This window comes from uncultured Kriegella sp. (assembly GCF_963975415.1).
Classification (GTDB): Bacteria; Bacteroidota; Bacteroidia; order Flavobacteriales; family Flavobacteriaceae; genus Kriegella.
Genome location: NZ_CAXBGN010000004.1, coordinates 493,739 through 516,315 on the forward strand (window position 1 = coordinate 493,739; position 22,577 = coordinate 516,315).

At 39.6% G+C, this 22,577-nt stretch carries 24 protein-coding genes; 19 read left to right on the forward strand and 5 right to left on the reverse strand.

Annotated features, from left to right (window positions below; translation table 11 throughout):
- Positions 1-272: 272 nt before the first annotated feature.
- The gene (locus AACZ88_RS11840; protein ID WP_339710375.1) at positions 273-2,666 is read right to left on the reverse strand and encodes an outer membrane beta-barrel family protein; all 2,394 of its coding nucleotides are present in this window, start codon (positions 2,664-2,666) and stop codon (positions 273-275) included.
- A 266-nt stretch (positions 2,667-2,932) separates the two neighbouring features.
- Positions 2,933-3,808 carry a dienelactone hydrolase family protein gene (locus tag AACZ88_RS11845; protein WP_339710377.1) on the reverse strand — a complete coding sequence of 292 codons (876 nt, stop codon included), beginning with the start codon at positions 3,806-3,808 and terminating at the stop codon, positions 2,933-2,935.
- Between the two features lie 331 nt (positions 3,809-4,139).
- On the opposite strand from AACZ88_RS11845, the gene AACZ88_RS11850 reads away from it, so the two are divergent.
- The 3 genes from AACZ88_RS11850 (at position 4,140) to AACZ88_RS11860 (ending at position 6,226) form a co-directional block, all read left to right on the forward strand.
- Positions 4,140-5,171, forward strand: a complete 1,032-nt coding sequence (locus AACZ88_RS11850; RefSeq protein WP_339710379.1) for a histidine kinase — start codon at positions 4,140-4,142, stop codon at positions 5,169-5,171.
- Positions 5,168-5,857, forward strand: a complete 690-nt coding sequence (locus AACZ88_RS11855) for a LytTR family DNA-binding domain-containing protein (RefSeq protein WP_339710381.1) — start codon at positions 5,168-5,170, stop codon at positions 5,855-5,857. The genes AACZ88_RS11850 and AACZ88_RS11855 overlap by 4 nt, the downstream gene beginning before the upstream one ends.
- A gap of 150 nt (positions 5,858-6,007) precedes the next feature.
- Positions 6,008-6,226 carry a hypothetical protein gene (locus AACZ88_RS11860; protein WP_339710383.1) on the forward strand — a complete coding sequence of 73 codons (219 nt, stop codon included), beginning with the start codon at positions 6,008-6,010 and terminating at the stop codon, positions 6,224-6,226.
- A 1-nt stretch (position 6,227) separates the two neighbouring features.
- Here AACZ88_RS11860 and AACZ88_RS11865 read toward each other — a convergent pair whose 3' ends face one another.
- Positions 6,228-7,127: a universal stress protein gene (locus AACZ88_RS11865; protein ID WP_339710385.1), complete on the reverse strand. Its 900-nt coding sequence runs from the start codon at positions 7,125-7,127 to the stop codon at positions 6,228-6,230.
- Between the two features lie 212 nt (positions 7,128-7,339).
- Positions 7,340-8,041, reverse strand: coding sequence for a Crp/Fnr family transcriptional regulator (locus AACZ88_RS11870; protein WP_339710387.1), 702 nt, complete (start codon positions 8,039-8,041; stop codon positions 7,340-7,342).
- A 121-nt stretch (positions 8,042-8,162) separates the two neighbouring features.
- On the opposite strand from AACZ88_RS11870, the gene AACZ88_RS11875 reads away from it, so the two are divergent.
- The 15 genes from AACZ88_RS11875 (at position 8,163) to AACZ88_RS11945 (ending at position 20,936) form a co-directional block, all read left to right on the forward strand.
- Entirely contained in the window at positions 8,163-10,559 is a 2,397-nt protein-coding gene (locus AACZ88_RS11875; protein ID WP_339710388.1) for a heavy metal translocating P-type ATPase metal-binding domain-containing protein, read from the forward strand.
- Positions 10,560-10,632: 73 nt separating this feature from the next.
- Positions 10,633-10,830 carry a cbb3-type cytochrome oxidase assembly protein CcoS gene (gene ccoS, locus AACZ88_RS11880; RefSeq protein WP_339710390.1) on the forward strand — a complete coding sequence of 66 codons (198 nt, stop codon included), beginning with the start codon at positions 10,633-10,635 and terminating at the stop codon, positions 10,828-10,830.
- A 161-nt stretch (positions 10,831-10,991) separates the two neighbouring features.
- Positions 10,992-13,190, forward strand: coding sequence for a cytochrome-c oxidase, cbb3-type subunit I (gene ccoN, locus AACZ88_RS11885; protein WP_339710392.1), 2,199 nt, complete (start codon positions 10,992-10,994; stop codon positions 13,188-13,190).
- An 89-nt stretch (positions 13,191-13,279) separates the two neighbouring features.
- Complete coding sequence (locus tag AACZ88_RS11890; protein WP_339710394.1) at positions 13,280-13,465, forward strand: CcoQ/FixQ family Cbb3-type cytochrome c oxidase assembly chaperone; 186 nt, start codon at positions 13,280-13,282, stop codon at positions 13,463-13,465.
- Positions 13,466-13,555: 90 nt separating this feature from the next.
- Positions 13,556-14,443 (forward strand): cbb3-type cytochrome c oxidase N-terminal domain-containing protein, encoded by an 888-nt coding sequence (locus tag AACZ88_RS11895; RefSeq protein WP_339710397.1) that lies wholly within the window; start codon positions 13,556-13,558, stop codon positions 14,441-14,443.
- A 135-nt stretch (positions 14,444-14,578) separates the two neighbouring features.
- Positions 14,579-15,997, forward strand: a complete 1,419-nt coding sequence (gene ccoG / locus AACZ88_RS11900; protein ID WP_339710399.1) for a cytochrome c oxidase accessory protein CcoG — start codon at positions 14,579-14,581, stop codon at positions 15,995-15,997.
- Positions 15,998-16,105: 108 nt separating this feature from the next.
- Positions 16,106-16,549: a FixH family protein gene (locus AACZ88_RS11905; protein WP_339710401.1), complete on the forward strand. Its 444-nt coding sequence runs from the start codon at positions 16,106-16,108 to the stop codon at positions 16,547-16,549.
- 116 nt (positions 16,550-16,665) lie between these two features.
- Positions 16,666-17,370 carry a sulfite exporter TauE/SafE family protein gene (locus AACZ88_RS11910; protein WP_339710403.1) on the forward strand — a complete coding sequence of 235 codons (705 nt, stop codon included), beginning with the start codon at positions 16,666-16,668 and terminating at the stop codon, positions 17,368-17,370.
- 11 nt (positions 17,371-17,381) lie between these two features.
- Positions 17,382-17,885, forward strand: a complete 504-nt coding sequence (locus AACZ88_RS11915) for a GTP-binding protein (RefSeq protein ID WP_339710405.1) — start codon at positions 17,382-17,384, stop codon at positions 17,883-17,885.
- Positions 17,886-18,058: 173 nt separating this feature from the next.
- A complete protein-coding gene (locus AACZ88_RS11920) occupies positions 18,059-18,448 on the forward strand; it encodes a group III truncated hemoglobin (RefSeq protein ID WP_339710408.1) in 390 nt (129 codons plus the stop codon).
- Between the two features lie 93 nt (positions 18,449-18,541).
- Positions 18,542-18,976 (forward strand): Rrf2 family transcriptional regulator, encoded by a 435-nt coding sequence (locus tag AACZ88_RS11925; RefSeq protein WP_339710410.1) that lies wholly within the window; start codon positions 18,542-18,544, stop codon positions 18,974-18,976.
- Positions 18,977-19,055: 79 nt separating this feature from the next.
- A complete protein-coding gene (ric, locus tag AACZ88_RS11930) occupies positions 19,056-19,787 on the forward strand; it encodes an iron-sulfur cluster repair di-iron protein (protein WP_339710412.1) in 732 nt (243 codons plus the stop codon).
- Between the two features lie 11 nt (positions 19,788-19,798).
- Positions 19,799-20,260, forward strand: coding sequence for a hemerythrin domain-containing protein (locus tag AACZ88_RS11935; RefSeq protein ID WP_339710414.1), 462 nt, complete (start codon positions 19,799-19,801; stop codon positions 20,258-20,260).
- The gene (locus AACZ88_RS11940; protein ID WP_339710416.1) at positions 20,217-20,576 is read left to right on the forward strand and encodes a hypothetical protein; all 360 of its coding nucleotides are present in this window, start codon (positions 20,217-20,219) and stop codon (positions 20,574-20,576) included. Before AACZ88_RS11935 ends, AACZ88_RS11940 begins: the two co-directional genes overlap by 44 nt.
- A 33-nt stretch (positions 20,577-20,609) precedes the next feature.
- Positions 20,610-20,936 carry a 2Fe-2S iron-sulfur cluster-binding protein gene (locus AACZ88_RS11945; RefSeq protein ID WP_339710418.1) on the forward strand — a complete coding sequence of 109 codons (327 nt, stop codon included), beginning with the start codon at positions 20,610-20,612 and terminating at the stop codon, positions 20,934-20,936.
- Here AACZ88_RS11945 and AACZ88_RS11950 read toward each other — a convergent pair.
- Entirely contained in the window at positions 20,933-22,141 is a 1,209-nt protein-coding gene (locus AACZ88_RS11950; protein WP_339710420.1) for a hypothetical protein, read from the reverse strand. The two genes, AACZ88_RS11945 and AACZ88_RS11950, sit on opposite strands and share 4 nt — an antisense overlap.
- A gap of 128 nt (positions 22,142-22,269) precedes the next feature.
- On the opposite strand from AACZ88_RS11950, the gene AACZ88_RS11955 reads away from it, so the two are divergent.
- The gene (locus tag AACZ88_RS11955; protein ID WP_339710422.1) at positions 22,270-22,569 is read left to right on the forward strand and encodes a hypothetical protein; all 300 of its coding nucleotides are present in this window, start codon (positions 22,270-22,272) and stop codon (positions 22,567-22,569) included.
- Positions 22,570-22,577: the final 8 nt, after the last annotated feature.

The following is a 22,577-nucleotide window of genomic DNA, read 5'->3' on the forward strand; positions in this document are numbered from 1 at the left end:
GATGAAGGTTATCGTAAATAAGCGGCTATATTTTCTTGAATCGACCCAATGTCATAAAAGGATTTTATGTCGGTGAATTCGCTGTACCGCTAAAAATCACATCGTATCAAGAAAAATAAAACTACTAAATAAGCCACGTAAACAATCAGTGAAGTGAGATATTTTCGACGGTTTAACATGAATAAAGTATGTGGTATTCTTCTTTATTGTATGGGCTATTTCTAGTTTGACAAATGTCTTCTATAGTGTCGATGAGATTTTAAAATCTGATTTTATCGTCTTCGCTGACCAGAAAACTCCATGGCCTCCCCCTTTCCAAATCCATAACTGAACCCTAAGGCCAAAAATCTGCCCCGTTGTCGCCGGTTGTAAATTTCATAGTTTGCCTGGGTAATCTGACTTTCGTTCACTCTGGAGGCCAGTGCATCCCTAACACTTAAATTCAAAACAGCCTTCCCATTAAAAAGTTTCTTTCTCAACCCCATATCAAGAAAAAGGTTTTCACTAACCTCACTTTGAACCGTCTGGTACCTTGATTGAAAATTTCCTGTAGTTTCAAAATCAATATCTGCGGGTAATTTGAACTTTGCCATTAATTTACTTGACCACTGGTCGGCACTAAAGTCAAAAATGGTCTCATCAAAAAAGCCATTACGTGTAAACTGACTATAATTAAAATCTCCGTTGAGGGTCAGCCAATTGGTGGGGCTGTATTTTGAATTGAATTCGAGCCCCGTAGACCTATTGGTACCAATGTTCAAAGGCTTGACCGTATTTACATTGTTTTCAAAGAAAGACACGCGTTCTATTACATCGGTGGTATATCGATGGTATACCCCCAAATTCATCGAGGCCTTACCTACAAAGAAAATACTTGTTATTTCGTAAGAATCAGTGAACTCTGGTGATAAATCAGGGTTTCCTTGACGAATGCTAAAATTATTCCTGATATTAAAAAAGGGATTAAGATCCCACAATCGCGGTCGATAGATACGTTTGGAATACCCTGCCTGTAACGACAATTTTTCGCTGACTTTGTATGAAGAATGCGCACTTGGAAATAAATTGAAATAGTTTTGATTGTTGTTCTCGTTCGTATTGGTCAACAGGGTGTTCAAGTCTGTATCTTCTAAGCGGGCCCCTGCCTTTATTCCCCATTTCTCACCTTCATAAGCGGCCGTAGTATAAAGTCCGAGCACTTTCTGGTCGTATTCAAAAGTATTTGTAAGCCCTGGATCGTTGACAAAATTACCACTGACCAAATTGTTTACTTCATAATCGTTGCTAACATCGTTTAGCACATATTGGGCCCCGGTCTCCATGGACCATTTTTCGGAAAATGGCCTTGTGTAATCTAGTTTAAACGTAAATACCGACTCCTTGAAATCGGTGCGGGTCTTTTGAGCTGAATCCCTGTCCTCTCCCGAAATGGTCGAATCTACAAAATCGGAAGATTGATCTTTTCCAAAAAAATTGCCCAAAGCACTAAAAAGTAAGGTATGGTCTTCATTACCTTGAAAGTCTTTTTTGTATTGTAATTCATATTGAAATTTCGGGTTGGTGGCTTCGGTAACCTCATTACGATCCCATTGTGAGGTCGTTGTGTTGGTCTCATCGAGCGCCATATAATTTGTTGTGGAAGGTTGGTCTTCCAACTCTAGGGCAAAATTCCCCGAAAGTGTTAATACATTGGTAGGATCAATATAATAATCGGTTCCAAGAACAAAGTTATAGTAGTTTTCATTTCTGTATTCGGTGCCGTTGGTAAGTATTTTCGTATTGTTAACCAGATCTACGTTCCGGTTCTCTATATCATCCGGATATTCTCGAATTCCCACCCCGATTTGACTAAAGAGATTAAATTTTTCCGTACGTCTATTAAGGCTCACACCAACACTATGATTTTCCGGTGCACCGGCATTCACTGAAATAGAACCATTCAACCCCTTGCGTTCTTCCTTTTTAATAACAATGTTGATGATGCCTGAGGTGCCTTCTGCATCATACTTTGCCGAAGGGTTGGTAATGACCTCTACCCTATCGATCATATCAGCCGTAATCGTGCCTAGGGCATTTCCTCCATCACTTGCGATCACAGAAGGTTTTCCATTAATTAAAACTTGAACGCCCTGGCTACCCCGCAGGCTTATCTGACCTTCGATATTTACATTCACCGAAGGCACATTATTCAATACTTCCAGAGCACTTGCGCCGGTGCTGCTGAGATCCTTTCCGACATTAAATACCCGTTTATCTAATTTAAATTCGGTTCGTGACTCCTCACCCTGAACCACCACTTCCTGTAATTGCTCCGCATCTTCGGCAAGTGCGACCTTACCCAAATCAATGGTACTGGTTTTAGCGACGGGCCGACCAAAGGTTCTTTTCTGAAATCCAATAAAGCTTATTTCAATGTAAAAATCAACGGCATCGGTTTCAAGGGTAAAACTACCATCGTCTAAGGTTGTCGTGCCCGAAATAGGTTTTTTAGTTTCGCTATCGGCCACAACGACCGTAGCGAAAGCTACTGGTTGTCCGCTCATTTCTTCTACCACAGTTCCTTTAATCGTGACGCTTGACGAGTTTGCATCTTGGGCCAAAACCATTGTAGTATTAAAGAAAATACAAACAATGAAAAGCACGTAAAATGTAATTTTAGAAATCATAGATTTTTAACTAATTTTCATATCAAATATTTACTTTTCAAAAAAAAGAAAGCCTAAATTTTCTGTAAACGACAAAAATAATATCATGAACGGCAAGTAATCGAAAAAATGTTTGGGCAGCCCTATTCCATTTTATGGAAATTCAGAAAAACCTATACATCTTAACGCCTGTGCCTATGAACAAATACGAGGTTTTTCAATTGCGTAATGGTTGACGGTTATTCGAAAAGTATAATGCGGATAAAAGTGTTGCCCTAAATTAGGGGTCAACTTAAATTTGCTTTAAAAAAATCAATGGTCCGTTGCCAGGCCAATTCGGCTGCTTCTTTATCATAACGGGGTGTTGTATCATTATGAAAACCATGGTTTGCATTGGGATATATAAAAGCTTCATATTCTTTATTGTGCGCCTTTAGGGCCGCCTCATAAGCCGGCCAACCCTCATTGACCCGTTTATCCAACTCCCCAAAATGCAACTGCAACGGGGCGTTGATTTTCTCGATGTCCTCGGTTGGTTGTCCACCATAAAAAGGAATAGCAGCAGATAAATCAGCAACCTTGACTGCCATCATATTAGAGATCCATCCCCCAAAACAGAAACCGACCACACCGACTTTTCCACTGCACTCTGGGTGTTTCTTAAGGTATTCATAAGCGGCAATAAAATCTTCCAGCATTTCATCACGGTCACGTTCCCTTTGCAAAGTTCTGCCGTCATCATCATTCCCTGGATACCCTCCCAACGGAGTAAGTGCATCTGGAGCCAAAGAAATGAATCCGGCCAGACCCGCCCTTCGCCCAACATCTTCGATATGCGGGTTCAGTCCGCGATTTTCATGTACCACAATAATACCCGGTAACTTGTCTTGGGCATTTACCGGCCGTGAAAGTAATCCTTTGATTTCTCCTCCCCCTTTTGGAGAACTATACATGATGAATTCTGATTTCAGCCGGGGATCTTGCTTTTCAATTTGAATTTTTCCCTCATAATCCGGTGAGACAAAACTGAGCAACGATGCTACGGTTAGTCCACCAATCGCATAAACTGACAACTTATCGATAAACTGCCTTCGATTGATTCTACTGTGTGCATAGTCATCATAAAGATCAAATACTTCCTGTTTGATATCTTCCTTTTTCATAATGTATCCTAGTGCATTGGGTTTCCAATTAATTTAGGCAGGGCCTTTGAAATTCTAAATCTCCGCCACCACTAAAGTAGTACCTATATTAATGGAAAAAAGATAATTACATGAAATAAATCTTTAAACGACAATTATGACTACCTCAACGACAATGGTTTAGAACCTTTTTACTAGTACTCCCCCCTTTAAGGCACAAATACTTCAAAGTCGACAACAATATCTTGTAAAACACTACATATAAATACATTAGCAATGTCGTTCGCCCTTGCAAATATGTCGATTAGAGGTTTTGAAGATTCTACTCAAATCAAAAGTGTAATTTTGAATTATGGTTCAATATTTTAAAAACCTAAGTAGTGTTTCAAAAGAGGTCTTCTTTCAAGTACTTCTTCATGTGGTATTGTTTATTTTTTTTTCCTTTGACAAGCATAGTCCGGCGATTCAATTTCATCAAGTTATTTTCTTCACGAACTATGCCCTCGGCGCCTTTATTATCAATTATTTGTTATTGCCCCGCTTCTACTACCAAAAAAAATATACATCCTTTTTTATAACCTTAGCCCTTGTTATAGCGGGCATTATTTGTATCGAGGAATTTATACTCGAAAAAATCTATTTTCCAGACACTAGGGGAAAATATTTTCATGGAGTATTTTATAGCATTTTAGATGTAATGCCGATCATTACCATACTCTGCGGCTTCAAGTTCGCTTGGGATGCTTCAAAAAAACAACATGAAGTAGACGACCTGAGGGCATCGGTAAAAGATAGTGAACTCCAGTTCTTAAAATCACAGATAAATCCCCACTTTTTGTTCAACAACTTGAACAACCTCTATTCATATGCCATTGATAATTCGCCCAAAACACCTTCCATCATTTTAGAACTTTCCTCAGTTTTACGTTACATGTTGTACGATTGTAAGGAAGATTTTGTTCCCTTGACCAAAGAAGTGGAGCATTTGAAAAATTTTACACAATTGAGTGAATTACAGATTGAAGATCGTGGCCAGGTTACTTTTAAAACAGAAAATATTGGAAGTGAACATCAGATTGCCCCCCTTATTTTGATGGTGTTTATCGAAAATGCATTTAAACACAGTACCGCGAGTCAGTCAGAAGATATTGAGATAGCCATCACTATTCGGGTGAGTGAAGAAGGAAAGCTCTATTTCAGCTGTGACAATTCTTTTCGACCGGTAACCAATACCGATGATTTGTCACATGGTATTGGGCTATTTAATGTCAAAAAACGATTGGAAATCATTTATCCTGAAGCCCACGAACTTACCATTCAAGAAACTGATTCGCTTTTTTCCGTACAGCTAGAAATACAATTAAAAACAGTACGACCGGTATGATACAATGCATTATTATCGAAGATCAACCCCCTGCCCAACGTGTATTGCAAAAATTCATTGGTGATATGGGCAATCTGGAACTTAAGGGCATTTTTGCAGATGCCTTAAAAGCGATGGATTTTTTAAAAACGGAAACTGTTGACCTGATTTTTCTCGACATCCATCTGCCTAAAATATCAGGTATTGATTTTTTGAAGGCCTTGCCCATTAAACGCCATGTTATCTTGACAACCGCCTTTTCCGATTACGCATTGGAAAGTTACGAATACCACGTGGTCGACTATCTATTGAAGCCCTTTTCATTCGAACGTTTTGTAAAAGCCGTGAACAAGGTACCTATCGAACAAAATGAAACGCAAATATCGGAAGTAAACCCTGAGATACTCTTTGTTAAATCTGGGTACGAGCACTTAAAAATCAATGTGCATGACATTCGTTTTATTCAATCAGAAGCAGATTATACTGAAGTTTTCACCAAAGACAGAAAGCACCTGACATCCCATTCATTACGTCATTGGCTCCAAATTTTGAGCGAGGTTCAATTCGTACAGATTCATAAATCTTTTATAGTGAATACTCATGGTATTATGAAAGTATCGGGTAACCGTATTTATTTTGACCAAGAGATGCACGTGCCTATCGGAAGGGCTTATAAAGAAGCCTTTGCCGCGCGCTATTTAAAGTAATCCTTTCTTTTGCTTACCCCACATCGTATGAAACAGTGCCCTATAGGGAATACTTCCGCCGCCCTACGACTTTCCTAGTAAACATGTGGGTCGCCCCTTTGATCGAACCAATAGCTAAATCAATAAAGTTTTAATAACTTTAAAAGAAAAATGAAAAATACGGCGATGTTTTGGGTGATGGTCACCACCTTGATATTGGTTACCATAACAATAATGGTTTTAATGGATTTCTCCTCCAACTGGGTGTTTTACATCACTGTTTTGGGGCAAATAATGGTTGTTTATATGGTTTATAAAGTATTAACCGATAATTACAGTACCAGCAAAACCTTTGAAGACTTTTACAGCGATCACCCAATGCGTTCATGAATCAATTAAGAACTGAAGTTTCTTGCTTATTCTTTTTTCTTGAAGGAGCCCCCATACCCAATTCGGGAATAACCAAAAATGGAATTTGTGTATGAAATGCCACCCGTTTTATAACGAGTTCACGAGTCATAAGTTCGACATAACTATGTTGATAGTTCAACATTGCCAAGAGGTGTATATCTAGTTCATTGGTAAACACTTCCAAAGTTTTTGATACCGAGTTAAGTTCAGATACGGTATGCACGTAATGTTCGATGCCTTTTAAATATTTACGCAACATATTTAAATTAAACTGCTGAATCTCGGTCAAGGCCTTAATCTCGTATTGTACATGAACAATGCGCACAACAGCATTAAAGGTCTTCGCCAATTCAATTAAGGGTTCAAGTTCCGAGGCCGTATAGAAACGGTTAAAATCGGTGGCAAATGCAATTTCTGAAGGTCTTTCAAATTTAAAATGCTGTGGTATTGCCAAAACAGGACAATTTTTAATTGACTTAATGATACGCACAGTATTGCTTCCCATAAAAACCTCATCAAAACTCGAAGCTCCTTTGGTTCCGGTGATAACCAAATCGATTTTCTTAGCGGCCACTATCTCTTTGATTTCATCCACCAAAAGACTAAAGGACGAAATATTTTTAAAGCTATGGTTCGGATTATCATGCGTTTCTTTGATTTGTTTCACTATCGCTTGCAGTCCCTTTACGGAATTATTGTGTGTTGCATCTACAACACCACCCTGAATAGACGATGCCATAAAACGACTATTGGAAATACTTGGTGTATAGGTGTTCAGTAAATGAAAAACACATTTCTCTTCTTCAAACAATGCCAGTGCATATTTGATAGCATTCCATGCATTTTCAGAAAAATCGGTGGGAATTAAAACATTTTTCATAAACAACAATTGAGACTTAAAGTGTAAAACTATCGAATGCCTTCCTTTGAAACTATGACATATATCAGCTTTGAAAGGCTGATATGGCACCCTTACAAAAAGGCAAAACCTTCTGATTATTCCAATTTAGACCGAATAATTATAGTAAAATACTATGAAACAAAATTTCTTGGAAAGCGGGCACGACTCCCGTATTTTCAAATCGAACGGTGTTAATACCTTTCTGCCAAATCTTGAAGTCCTTTTTCATTGACGATACCAATTTTCTTGCCGTGGTTTTTCAATAATCCTGTCTTTTTGAACTCCGAAATAATTCGGATACATGATTCCGTAGCCGTGCCAACGACATTCGCTATATCATCACGGGAAAGGGTTAAAAGCAAAAAACCGTCTTTGTCTTCCCCAAAATTATTTTTCAAATATAGAAATGCGGCCGCTACCCGCTGTTTTACTGTTTTTTGAGACATATTTACAATAACATCATCCGCTTCCTTTAGGTCGTGCGCCATGTGTCGAAGCACCTCCATTGTAAAGTTTGGATTTGTATTTAAGGTGTTCACAATAATTTCTTTAGGAATAAAACATACCTCCATATCATTTAGTGCCGTGGCACTCAAATTTGACAACTCTTCAGCGATTACCGAACGCTGGCCGATGACCATACCTTTTGCAGCAAGCTTAACCGTTTGATCCTTTCCGTTAGCGCTCAGTTTTGAAAGTTTAGAAACACCACTACGTACGCAAAAAACGCCTTTGAGTGCCTCCCCTTCTTCAAAAATCGTTTCTCCCTTTTTGACTATTTTGGTGGTTTTACCTTGTGAGACCTTTTTTAGTTCTTCTTTGTTCATTGCACGTAGCGAATTGAACTGTCTAACTATACATTGTTCGCATTGCGATTCAATTCCATTTTCCATTGCTATTGCTTTTGCCTACAAATGCAAAGCTACAAGGTCATTATTTATTCTAACATGACATAAATCATATTATAAATACTACCACTAAACGAACTTTGCCACAGGTATAGGCAAATGTTTTATGGATAGGATCAACTGTTATCATTGTGGTGATGATTGTGGCAATGCGGCCATTACTTTCGATACGAAAAATTTCTGCTGTGGCGGCTGCAAAACCGTATATGAGATATTTTCAACGAATGACCTGTCTTATTATTACGATTTACAATCAGCAGCAGGTACTACTCCGAAAGTTGTAGAAAACAAGTACGATTTTCTTGGCACCTCAGCCATAGTTCAAAAGTTGACCGAATTCAGCGATGGGAATCTACAAATTGTCAATCTCTATATTCCAAGCATTCACTGTAGTTCGTGTATTTGGGTATTGGAGAACTTGAACAAACTCAATCTCTCGATTATCAGTTCACAGGTTGATTTCCCCAAAAAAACAGTACGAATCAGTTATGACTCCGACGCAATTTCCCTGAAGGAATTGGTTCTTCTTCTGGCCCGTATTGGCTATGAGCCCTATATTTCACTAGATGATTTCGACAATAAAAAGAAAAAAACAGACCGAAGCCTTATCTACAAATTGGGTGTGGCCGGCTTCGCTTTCGGGAATGTTATGTTTCTTTCTTTTCCTGAATATTTTGACCTGGTCACAAGCAAGTCAACCGGAGGTGAATACTGGCTGAACCAATATCAAGATGTATTTCGAGGGTTGATGTTTATTTTTTCATTGCCCGTGGTTTTCTATGCCGGTCGCGATTATTTCATTTCGGCATTTAAAGGCTTACGGAGCAATTTTTTAAATATCGATGTACCAATCGCCTTAGGAATTTTAGTGCTATTTTTAAGAAGCACCGTTGAAATCATTTTCAATTGGGGACCAGGATTCTTCGATTCTTTAACCGGGTTGGTGTTTTTCTTATTACTTGGAAAATTCTTTCAACAAAAAACCTATTCCTTTTTATCTTTTGAAAGGGACTACAAATCGTATTTCCCTGTTGCCGTTACCCGGATGTTACCTGGAGGAAAAGAAGAAAGTACTCAAGTTCACGACCTCAAAAAAGGGGACCGAATTTTGATTAGAAATGAAGAGCTTATCCCCATAGACGGCATACTTATCAGTGGCAAAGCACGTATCGATTATAGTTTCGTTACCGGGGAATCTGAACCGGTACTTAAACAGTATGGTGAAAAAATCTATGCAGGTGGCAAGCAATTGAATGACGCGATTGAAATTGAGACCTTAAAATCGGTTTCCCAATCATACCTCACCCAGTTATGGAGCAACGCTGTTTTTCAAGAAGACAAATCTACCAAGTTTCAAACGCTTACAGATAGTATTGGAAAGCGCTTTACCATAGCCGTTTTGTCCGTCGCCTTTGCAGCGACCACGTTTTGGCTCTTCTATGACAGTAGCAAAGCTTTAAATGTATTTACGGCAGTACTGATTATCGCCTGCCCCTGTGCTATTGCATTGGCATCACCTTTTACTTTGGGCAACATGCTACGCATTTTCGGAAGAAAGAAATTCTATCTAAAAAATACACAGACCATAGAACAACTCGCTCAAATCGATACCGCCATTTTTGATAAAACCGGAACCATTACCACAGCTCAAAAAAGCACGGCAAGTTATCAGGGCATGACCCTAACATTAGAAGAGGAAGCTCTTTTAAAAAACACCCTTAGGGCGTCGAACCATCCGCTTAGTCGTACGCTTTACAATATGTTGGCGGAACATGACATTGTTACTTTAGATGAGTATGAAGAACATTTGGGCAAAGGTGTAGAAGGTCGTATTGACGGCGAACATATCAAAATAGGTTCTGCCGATTTCACAGGTTACCATCAAGATTCAGGGGCTTTGAACACATCTGTCCATATTAACAGTAACGATACCTATAAAGGTAAATATGTGTTTCATAATGAATACCGAGATGGAATTTCGGAAGTATTCAAAGCCATCTCAGAGACCTTGCAAGTGGCCATTCTTTCTGGCGATAATGAAGGGGAGAAAACTCGGCTAGAGCAGTTGTTACCAAAATTCACCCCTTTATTTTTTAACCAAAAGCCTGAAGACAAACTAGACTTTATAAAATCGTTACAAAACCAGGGGAAAAAAGTATTAATGGTCGGCGACGGTCTGAACGATGCAGGAGCTTTGGCTCAAAGCAACGTTGGAATAGCCATTTCAGAAAACGTAAATGTATTCTCTCCCGCATGTGACGGAATTTTAGATGCCTCGAAATTCAAATGGTTGTATCAATATATCTTGGCCTCGAAAAAGGCCATTAAGATTGTTAAAATGAGTTTTGCCCTGTCACTATTATATAACATAATCGGACTCTATTTCGCCGTAACGGGGCAGTTGCAACCAGTGATAGCCGCAATCTTGATGCCACTAAGTTCCATTAGTATTGTCGTCTTCACAACGGTGATGACAAATATGTTAGGAAGAAAATTGAAATAAAAAAAGAAACATGACAAATGTCATTTTATAGCGATTGGTGCAGGCGTAGTTTTACACCAGAATTCAGGTAGGTATGAGTGTTATTTATGTGTTATTGGCCATCAGCCTTGTTGTTGCGGTCATCTTTTTTATGGCATTTATCGCATCCGTCAAAAACGGCCAGTATGATGATTCATACACTCCCTCAGTGCGCATGCTGTTCGAAGATGAGTTGGTCGAGGACAAACCTTCCGAAGAACGGCAAAATAAAAACAAAACGAGTAACAAATAGACCCAACTAAATGAAGGGAAATTGGAATGGGAAGCCAAGAGGCAATTGATTATCGCAGTTGAACACAGTGTATGTTCAGCCCATCAAACATCTTATTTGGCTTTTAAAATCAGCACAAACATAAGCTACATTCCAGGTCCTTAGATTAAAAAACAATACTTATGGAGATACAGCAGTTTTATTACGACAACAAAATTGTTAAAAAGTTTCTTTACGCTACAATGTTTTGGGGAATTGTCGGAATGTCGGTCGGTCTCATGTTAGCCTTCCTGTTTATTTTCCCCAATTATATGGAGGGTATTTCATGGCTTAGTTTTGGTCGATTACGACCGTTGCACACCAATGCCGTTATATTCGCTTTCGTGGGTAATGCTATTTTCGCGGGTGTCTATTATTCCACCCAACGTCTTCTAAAAGCGCGAATGTTCAGTGATTTTCTGAGTAATTTTAACTTTTGGGGCTGGCAAGCGATAATTGTCGCTGCGGCCATAACCCTTCCTTTAGGATATACTTCCTCAAAAGAATATGCAGAGCTCGAGTGGCCTATCGATATTGCCATTGCAGTTGTTTGGGTCGCCTTCGGAGCCAACCTGATCGGCACAATGATCAAGCGGAGACAGCGCCATTTATATGTTGCCATTTGGTTCTATTTGGCAACCTTTGTCACTGTAGCAGTGCTTCATATTTTCAACAGCTTATCACTTCCCGTTAGTGCCATGAAAAGCTATTCGGTTTATGCCGGTGTTCAAGATGCTTTGGTACAGTGGTGGTACGGACACAATGCCGTGGCATTTTTCTTGACTACCCCGTTCTTAGGTTTGATGTACTATTTTGTGCCGAAAGCGGCAAACAGGCCTGTTTATTCCTATAAACTGTCTATCGTCCACTTCTGGTCGTTAATTTTCATATATATCTGGGCCGGACCCCATCACCTACTCTATTCGGCATTACCTGATTGGGCTCAGAATTTAGGCGTTGCCTTTTCCATTATGTTACTTGCTCCTTCGTGGGGCGGTATGATCAATGGACTACTGACCCTTCGCGGTGCTTGGGACAAAGTACGGACGGATCCGACACTGAAATTTATGGTCGTGGCGATTACCGGTTATGGTATGGCCACCTTTGAAGGCCCCATGTTATCACTTAAAAACGTAAACGCAATTGCTCACTTTAGTGATTGGATTATTGCCCACGTGCACGTAGGGGCCCTGGCTTGGAACGGATTTCTCACGTTCGGAATGATCTATTGGCTCGTACCCAAAATGACGAAGACACGATTGTACTCGGTAGGTCTCGCGAATGTACATTTTTGGATCGGCACCTTGGGGATCATCTTATATGCCCTTCCCATGTACGTTGCCGGATTTACCCAGGCCTTAATGTGGAAAGATTTTAACCCCGATGGCACTTTAGTATACGGTAACTTTCTAGAGACCGTCACTGAAATTATGCCCATGTACTGGATGCGTGCCATTGGAGGAACGATGTATATCGTAGGTGCCTGTGTCATGATTTATAATGTTGTCTTGACAATCAAATCTGGAAGCAAAGTAGAAGACGAATTGGCGGAAGCCGCTGCCTTGACCCGGGTATCAAAAAGAAGGACTGCCGGTGAAACCTTTCACACTTGGTTAGAACGTAAACCGATACAGCTGACTATTTTGGCCACGATAGCCATTTTAATTGGAGGTGTTATTCAAATTGTTCCAACCATATTGGTCAAATCGAACATTCCCACCATTACCAGCGTGAAACCGTATACGCCACTTGAATTGGAAGGTCGCGATCTCTATATCCGTGAGGGTTGTGTAGGTTGTCACTCGCAAATGGTACGGCCATTCCGTAGTGAAGTCGAACGTTATGGTGAATACGCGAAAGCAGGGGAGTTTGTCTACGACCACCCTTTCCTTTGGGGAAGTAAACGTACCGGTCCCGATTTGTTAAGAGTAGGTGGTAAATATTCCGACAACTGGCATCTCAATCACATGTATGACCCACAGACCACTTCAGCAGGTTCGATTATGCCGTCGTACGCCTGGTTAATTCGCGATGCTCACGACCGAAGTGATATAAGGGCAAAAATGGAGACGATGGTGTCTTTGGGCGTACCCTACACCGAAGAAGATATTGCCAATGCCGAGACGAGTATGAACGAACAGGCTGCCCAAATCGAAAAAAACCTGTATACCGATCCCGATTTTGCTAAAAGTTATGAAGCCGATAAAAAATATGCCGCCGAAAACGGTGAAGAATTCATCGCTATGAAAGATCGTGAAATCGTGGCATTGATCGCCTATTTACAGCGATTGGGTACCGATATTAAAATTAAGAATACCGAAGAAACCTTGTCAGGGAATTAGTAAAAAGTTATGGAGCGTCGAACTGAGAATACTTTTAAAGCTACTAGGATTGATAGCCACAAACCGATTTAACTTCTAAAAAAATAGACATGCTAAAATTTGTAAAGGGATATATGGAGAGTATTGAAGGAGTGGCCACCTATCCCATGATATCATTGTTAATCTTCTTCATCTTTTTCATAGTACTGTTCTGGTGGGTTTTTACCGCCTCTAAAGCACATATCAAAGAAATGAGCGAATTACCCTTGGAAGGTGACAAGCAGCCTAGACCTTAAGGCCCAATACCAAAAGTCAAGTGAATTTTTCTTGCAAAGAAGGAAAATATAAAAAAATGAATACCAACTATCAACGTAAAATAAAATAATATGAAAAATGGATCAGCTTGGTGGATCAAGATTCCTTTAGCGTTCTTTATTATCCTAGGATTGATGGAACTTTTAATAGACTCCGGAGACAAACCGGCAATCATAGAATACCCTCTTCTGCAGGTTTTCATGGTATTCATTCTGTTCCTAATGATTATTATACAAATTATTTTGAACGCGATTGAGAATGTGATGTTCCAAACGCTTTCAGAAGAAGCCAAGAAGCGGTATTTAGAAAATAAGGGCGCATCATGGGAATGGAAATGGGCCAAAAAAACCTATAAGGAATTATTGGGATCCAAGCCCTTGGAAGCAGAGCAAGAAATCATTCTAGACCATAACTATGACGGTATACGCGAATTGAACAATAAATTGCCCCCTTGGTGGGTATACATGTTCTACGCATCGATAGTCTTTGCTTTTATATACATGTTCCGTTTTCATGTTTTCGGAGGCTATGATCAAGATTTGGAATACGAACAAGATGTAGCCGCAGCCCAACTTGAAATAGAAGCTTACAAGAAAACCGCCAAAGATTTGGTTGATGCCAATACGGTTGAACTCATGGCCGATGCCTCTGACCTTAAAGCCGGTAAAGCCGTTTTTGAAAGTAATTGTATAGCCTGTCACATGGCCGATGGAGGTGGTGGGATCGGTCCTAATTTAACCGATGACCATTGGATTTTGGGTGGTGGTATTAAAAATGTATTTCACACCATATCGGAAGGTGGTCGAGACGGCAAAGGCATGATTGCTTGGAAACAGACGCTAAAACCAGTGGAAATTGCCCAAGTCGCCAGCTATGTATTGACCAATATAACCGGTACTACCCCTGCAAACCCTAAAGCTGCGGAAGGTGATATTTGGGTTGAGGAAGACCAACCCTAAAGGAAAAATTCAAGCCGACCTCGATTAAAATTGGCGAAACCGCGTATAAGAAACCATGTACTAGCTTTTAATTCTTTAAGATGCCCGTTCGCCATTTTATTATAACGAGAAGGGCAAAACGTATTGCAACCGAAGATGTCACAGGAAAAGGAACAGTTTAGAGATTCAATAGGCACCATCAACGCAGAAGGTAAAAGAGCTTGGGTCTATCCTAAAAAACCCAGTGGCAGGTTTTACAGGTACCGAAAGTACGTAAGCTACCTTTTACTGGCCTTTTTGTTTGCAGCTCCATTTGTAAAAATCAACGGCAACCAGTTCTTGATGTTCAATGTATTGGAACGTCGTTTTAATATCTTCGGACTCCCTTTTTGGCCTCAAGACTTCTACCTATTTGTCATTTTGATGATCATCGGTGTTGTTTTCGTATCCCTTTTTACCGTTGCCTTCGGGCGTATTTTTTGTGGATGGATGTGTCCACAGACCATCTTTATGGAAATGGTTTTCCGTAGGATAGAATATTGGATCGATGGGGACAGAGGCGCGCAGATAAAATTAGACCGACAAGAATGGAATGGAGAGAAAATTCGGAAACGTGTACTCAAATGGTTGGTCTTTTTTATCATTTCGTTTTTGATCGCCAATATCTTCCTCGCCTATCTAATTGGCAGTGACCGACTATTTCAATATATAATGGAAGGTCCGATGCGCCATGTAAGTATCATGGTATCACTATTAATTTTTACGGCTGTGTTCTATTTTATATTTGCCTGGTTTAGGGAACAAGTATGTATCATCGCCTGCCCCTACGGACGCATGCAAAGTGTTCTGCTTGACAACAAATCTATTGTTGTCGCCTACGACCACAAAAGAGGCGAAGCGGAAAACGGCAGAAAGAAATGGCGAAAAAACGAAGACAGAAAAGCACTAGGTTTCGGTGATTGTATCGATTGTTTTCAATGTGTCAATGTATGCCCCACGGGAATCGACATTCGAAACGGAACACAATTGGAATGTGTCAACTGTACGGCCTGTATCGATGAGTGTGATACGATCATGGAAAAAGTCAACCTTCCAAAAGGGTTGATACGGTATGCCAGCGAAGATGAAATCGTAAAAAAGGAAAAGTTCAAATTTACGCCACGTCTAAAGGGGTATACCGCTGTTTTAACCATTCTGACAGGAATTCTAATCGGAATGCTTTTCTTAAGAAATGATCTTGAGGCCAATATTTTAAGGCTTCCAGGGCAACTCTATGAGCATAAAGATGATAATATTATCAGTAACGTATACACCTATAAATTAGTCAACAAAACCACAAAAGATGTCGCTAACGTCAATTTCAAACTTTTGTCGCATAAAGGAACCATAAAATTGGTAAGCCATAAAGACTTTATAGTACCCGCAAAAGAATTGGCCGAAGGCACCCTTTTCGTAGAAATCAACAATTCGGCATTAACTGCTGATAAGAACAATATAAAAATCGGAGTCTATAGTGGTGAAGAGTTAATAGAAACCACCACCACCGCTTTTATGGGACCAAGAAGCTATAAATAATCGTGCTTCGAAAGACTCGAAGCTAATGGAGAATTTGACGTCTTCCTTCTCATATTCGAGAAAACAAAGTACGTTTCGATTAATAGTATTAATATAAAAGTATTCGTTATGAAAATAAACTGGGGAACAGGAATCGTTTTGGCATTTGTAGGGTTCATAAGCTTTATTCTATTTTTTGTGATACGGATGGGACTTGATCATCGGGCAAATCACGATTTGGTAACGGAAGATTATTATAAGGCCGAATTGGGGTATCAGAAAGAAATCGATGCCGAAAATAACGGCAACAAAAATGCAAAAATCACTATGGAAAGAACGCCCGATGGTATTGTATTAAACTTTCCTGAAAAACTGGATATAAAAAAAATAAAAGGAACGGTGTCCCTTTACAGACCATCTAATAAACACTTGGATTTTGACTTACCCGTAAGCCTGTCCAATTCACATTTGCTCATACCTGACAAACGTTTGTTAGATGGTCGCTGGGACATTAAAGTTTCTTGGCAATATGGTAACCAACGATATCTCTACAAAGAGAGTTTGACCTATTAAAAAAATTCAAAGCAACCCGTCATTGACCCAGCAGTATAAGCTACATCGATAAATGCCGAATTTTTTCTGGGAAGGTACGGTTACTTGTTGAAAAACAATCTCGAATAAAAGATACAATGTTACTATCAGCCATCATAATGGGATTATTGGGAAGCCTTCACTGCGTGGGGATGTGTGGCCCCATTGCCTTTATGTTGCCCGTGGAAAGGAACAATGAGGCAAAGAAATTTATGCAGATTTTCGTTTACCACTTCGGCAGGCTGTTGGCTTACGGTACCATCGGACTCGTATTCGGGATGCTAGGAAAAGGGCTCTATGTCTTTGGAATGCAGCAGAAATTGTCGATTATAATCGGTGCCTTAATGATTGCCGTCGTCCTTATTCCGTACAAGACCTTTAGTAAATACAACCTTTCCCAACCGTTTTATAAGCTTATAGCAAAAATCAAGAGCCGATTGGGCCAACAACTCAAAAAGAAGACCCCTGATACATTTCTTACCATCGGTTTTTTAAACGGATTTTTACCTTGCGGCCTTGTTTATATGGCGCTCTTTGGGGCAATTGCCATGGGGAATGCAATACAGGGCGCACTTTATATGGTGCTGTTCGGACTCGGCACCATTCCATTAATGACGACTGCTGTTTATTTTAGTTCTCTTTTAAAAGGAGTAGCACGGCAAAACGTACGAAAGTTGATTCCCGTTTTTGTAATTATTATCGGGGCACTTTTCATCGTACGTGGTTTGGGGTTAGGAATACCCTATATATCCCCCAAACCTGTGGTCGAACTGGTGTCGAGCACCATGGAATGTAACGACTGAAATAAGAATTCATGAAATCGCTACCCAATGAAATCGTTCTTAGGCCAAGGTTTCAATTTGAACTACCTACACCCCAAGAAACGATTCTTGGAAAGTTTGAAAATACGGTATACAAACCCCTAATAATCAAGCGCATCGACGAGCATATTTTCATCAAATTTAATAAGGAGAAAAATCATTTCTGGTCGCCACAGCTCCATCTTGAAATTATCGAAGTCGATGATAAAACCTGCAAATTATACGGTATTTTTGGCCCCAACCCCACCCTTTGGACCTTTTTTATGTTTCTACACTTTGGTGTGGCCACAGTTTTTATAATTTTAGGTGTTTGGGCCTACTCCAGCGCATCATTGAACCGACCTTACGGCCTTCAGTTGGGCCTAATGTTTTTTATGACGATACTTTGGTTTGTGCTTTATGCTTTCGGAAGACTTGGAAAACGCAAAGGCAAACCCCAAATGCATCAATTACATCAATTTGTGACACAAACCTTGGCTATCGAACAGGGCATATAAAACTCACTGCGATCATTACTACTATTTTATCGAAAAACCTTAAAATAGTAACTTGCCTGACTTTAGCCCGGAAAATTTCACGATTATGCCTCTGCAAAACCTATTCCTAATTTTTCGAAAACTTGGTTAGCAGTCATTACAAATTTGCAAATCAATTGCTTAAACTAATTTCTATGGATAAGAAAGATATTCAAAATAGAGACGATGTAAAACTTTTGGTAGAAACGTTCTACGGAAAAATTAGAGTTGATACAGTTCTTGGCCCTATATTCAATGGTATTATTACCGATTGGGAAAGCCATTTGACGCTACTGATCGATTTCTGGGAAACGCAACTTTTTCTCAAACGCAAATACTATGGTAACCCCGTAACGGCCCATCAAGAAGTCGATGATAAAATGAATCACACCATAACATCGGAACATTTTGGTCTATGGTTAAACCTTTGGTTCGCTACAATAGACGAACTTTTCGAAGGTGAAACCGCTTGGATTGCCAAGAACCGGGCACAAAAAATGTCGACCATGTTATTTATGCAGATTTTTCAGCATAGAACGAAATAAAATCTTTTGAAAATTAGTAAAAATTTAATTCGGATAGTTTTGTCCGAATTAAAACTTGCGCTATATTTGTTACTGAATCCTAATCAACACGAGATGTTTTCAAAAGCATGTGAATATGGTATACGAGCTTCCACCTACATTGCGCTCCAGTCGCTTGATGGGAAACGGACCGGTCTTCGTGATATCGCAAAAAAAATAGATTCTCCCGAAGCATTCACGGCTAAAATTCTACAACAATTGTCAAGAAACCGCATTATCGATTCGGTAAAAGGCCCGTCAGGCGGTTTTCAGATTGAAAAGGAACAAATAGATAAAATTACGCTTGGCCAAATTGTTTATGCCATCGATGGTGATAATATTTATGTCGGATGTGGCCTCGGGTTAAAAGAATGCAATGCCGATAAACCCTGCCCTGTACACGACAAATTCGTGGCCATACGTGATGGTCTGAAAGAAATGCTTGAAAATACAAGTTTATATGAAATGACAGCTGGCCTTGAGGTTGGCTTGACCTATCTGAAAAGGTAAAAAAAATTTGATTTAATAAAGGATAATTTTATCCGATATTATTTTTAATAACAGCTATTAATCAAAAAAAAAATAGATTATGGAAAAGATACTTGAAAAAAATATAGGCCAAATCGTAGCTGAAGACTACCGAATAGCCCAAGTTTTTAAAAATCATAAAATCGACTTTTGCTGTAAGGGAAACAGAAGCATAAGCGAGATAGCGGAAAAGGGCAATGTGAGTACCGAACAATTACTAATAGAAATCGAGGCAATCTTGAATCAAGACACTGCCGAAACCATCGATTTCAAATCTTGGCCCTTAGATTTGCTCGCTGATTATATAGAAAAAAGGCACCATCGTTACGTCGAGGAACGCATTCCCATTTTAAAGCAATATCTTAACAAACTATGTCGCGTACACGGGGAAAGACATCCGGAATTGTTCGAGATTACCGAACACTTCGAAAAATCAGCAGGGGAATTGGCCATGCACATGAAAAAGGAAGAACTCATTCTTTTTCCGGCTGTTCGTAAAATGATCAAGGCCAAACATAGCGGAGCAAACCTAGATCGACCCCATTTTGGTACCGTTCAAAACCCGATTGCAATGATGATGGAGGAGCATGAGGCCGAGGGCGACCGATTTCGAAAAATAGATGCGCTGAGTAATAATTATACGCCTCCGGTTGACGCCTGTAACACCTACAAAGTAGCGTTTTCCTTGCTTCAAGAATTTGAACAAGACCTACACAGGCACATCCATTTAGAAAACAATATACTTTTCCCAAAAGCGGAGCTATTGGAAAAAGAATTTTCGATTTTGGTATAAAACCCAATATCATGGAAAAAACCGTACCGCTCAAAAGAAAAAAAGAATTACAAGGCATCAGTCGTGATCATCACCAAGGTCTCCTTCTGTGTTGGAAAATACGAACCGGATTTTCAAAAGGTATCGAAGTAGCCAGAATAAAACGCTATGCTGATTGGTTCTTTAAAACACACCTCGTACCACATTTCGAGTTGGAAGAGCGCTATATGTTTCCTATTCTAGGTAAGGATAACGAATTGGTCAAAAAAGCCCTTGCAGAACACAGCAAATTGATTCGGTTGTTCGAGGACCCAGAAATACATAAATCAATCAAGCGTATTGAAGAAGAACTAGAAAAACATATACGTTTTGAGGAACGCCTACTTTTTAATGAAATTCAAAAAATAGCTACAACGGCACAATTAAGCGCCGTTTCAAAACTACATAACGATGAGAAATTCAGAGACAATTCAGATGACCCATTCTGGGCATAAGAGCCTATTCACTTCTAAAAAAGTGAAGTATTTTAAATACTACACCAACCTTCTGGCTGAATTCAAAAGAGCACAAACGGGCTATGCCACTATTGCAATCATCGGCCAAAGTTGCATCGGTTCTATAGCCGCAATGCTATTATTGATGAGCGACATTCAAACAGCAGCCATGCTGACCTTACTTTTTTTAGTCACCATTTTGTGTATGGCCTATAACGGCGCGGTACTGGCACAACTGAAACCAAAGGTTGTATTCAACCTATTGCTACTGAGCGTATCGTTCAATATTCTTGTGATCATTTGCAGTTTATTTTAAAGAACAACCAAGAAAAAAACGAAACCTCGTTCAATGACAAACAGCTGCTACAGTCTTATATATTTCAATGAGTTCGGGGAAGAATGCCATGCCGATTTCAAGGTCAATGAATATCATAATCTGATGGAACTACTTTTTGACAAATATGTCGAGAATTGGGGCGAATGTAAAGGCAGGGCCTGGTGCGGTACCTGCCATGTCGAGTTGGTAAAGGGTTCCATTACCGAAAACATGGATAAGGATGAACTGCTTAGACTATCAAAAATTGGAAACCGCACCGAAAACAGCCGACTGGCTTGCCAGATTCCCGTAAACGCCGAATTAAACGGTAGTATCATCCGGATACTAAAGGATGATTAGACTTGACTTCCTTTTTGAGTCCCGAATACAATAAGCAGCAAACTCAGTGGAATCAAAAGGCTTCCTAGCGCCAAAAGTTCAAAATAACCATCAAAAAGTGATAGACGCAACCATGAAACTATTCCTTTTAAAAAAATAAGCGCCTCCGTGATCACAAATCCCAAGAGATATAACCAATAGCCTTTTTTTGATATCCGTATCAACTTAAAAAAATCGAAGAACAAGAACAGTGAGATACTCACGACCCCCAGAAACGTTCCATGTAAATATCCAATGGTAAAATCAAGATACATAGCCGCTAAATTGGCAAAATAAGGCAAAGCTGTCAAAAGTTGGAGGGCCATTTTAAGTACCAAAAGAAGCCCCACAGTCTTCAACAGATGGTTTTGAAAATTTGACAAAACCGATACCCATTGCCCTTTCGAACGCACAAAAAAAAGAATCAGCACGGCTAAAGCAAAAAGTTGTAACACGGCCCCTGCCCCACCCAACACATTTAATACAAGTGGAGGTTTGGCAAATAAGGTTGACAGAAAAAAGGTCAATAAAATTCCGAGATTGATACTTTTAAAAAATAGTTTAAATGTCTTTTTCGATGGATGAATTCCGTGTCGTTCGAGCATGTGAAAGAACAGTCCGAAAATGGCCATCAACATCCACCCGTTGTACAAAAAATGAAGATAAAAGTAAATGGCCAGCCGATACCAAACCGATTCGGGTCCCCAAATATTCATAACCGCTCCCAATGCCCAGGGCCCTAAACTAGAAATTATCAAATACCATAATGCGGCATTCACACATTTGTAAGCCTTAGTCTTTCTGAATTCCCCTTTTACATGTTTGCGAAAAAACCAAAAAAACCAATATGAAGCAAAAAGAAACAACGTCGAAAACAAAATAGAGATTAGGGCATACCCTTGAAAGGGAAAGGTCAGTAACATGCCCAGCAATGTCAATTGGGTGAACCAAAAGAGATAACGGTATTTTTTATCGACAATCGCATCTTGCACAAATAATTTATACAACAATATGGTCAAAGCCACATACACCCAACCCAGCAAGGCAATATGGGAATGGGTATGAACAAAGAACTTGTAGTTGATAGCCAAGTCTACCGAATGAAAAGAACGCAATACCACACCCAATACTGCCGCAAAAATAAAATAGGCAAAAGCTGCTTTTGTATGAGGTGTTAAGTTTATCATTTAGTACCGCAATTTAAGAAAACAGGGGGATGAAACGATAGTGGATGCGCTCAAATAACCTGACAAATATCATTTTTTAAGCGTTTTTTTAAGCAGTATTTTGTATACCAAACTTCCGGATGATTCAAATGGAACAAGTCAAAATAATAGCTTTCCCTTTCTGTATCTTATCACTCCCTCAAGTCAAAGCACAGTTACCTATAGCTGTGGAACTTCGCGCGGGCATGGAATACCGATCCGGCTTAAACACCCTTTTTCTTGATCTGTTCAAAGTAAACGTATTGCCACCCGTTTATTTTGAATTGAAAAAAGAAAATTCATCGGTAAAAATGGAAAGCAATGTTGCAAGTGTTGCCTTCTACCATTTGCGAGATTCGGTTAAATCGGCCCTGTATCTACTATTAAATGGACAAACACACGTTATATAATTTAATCG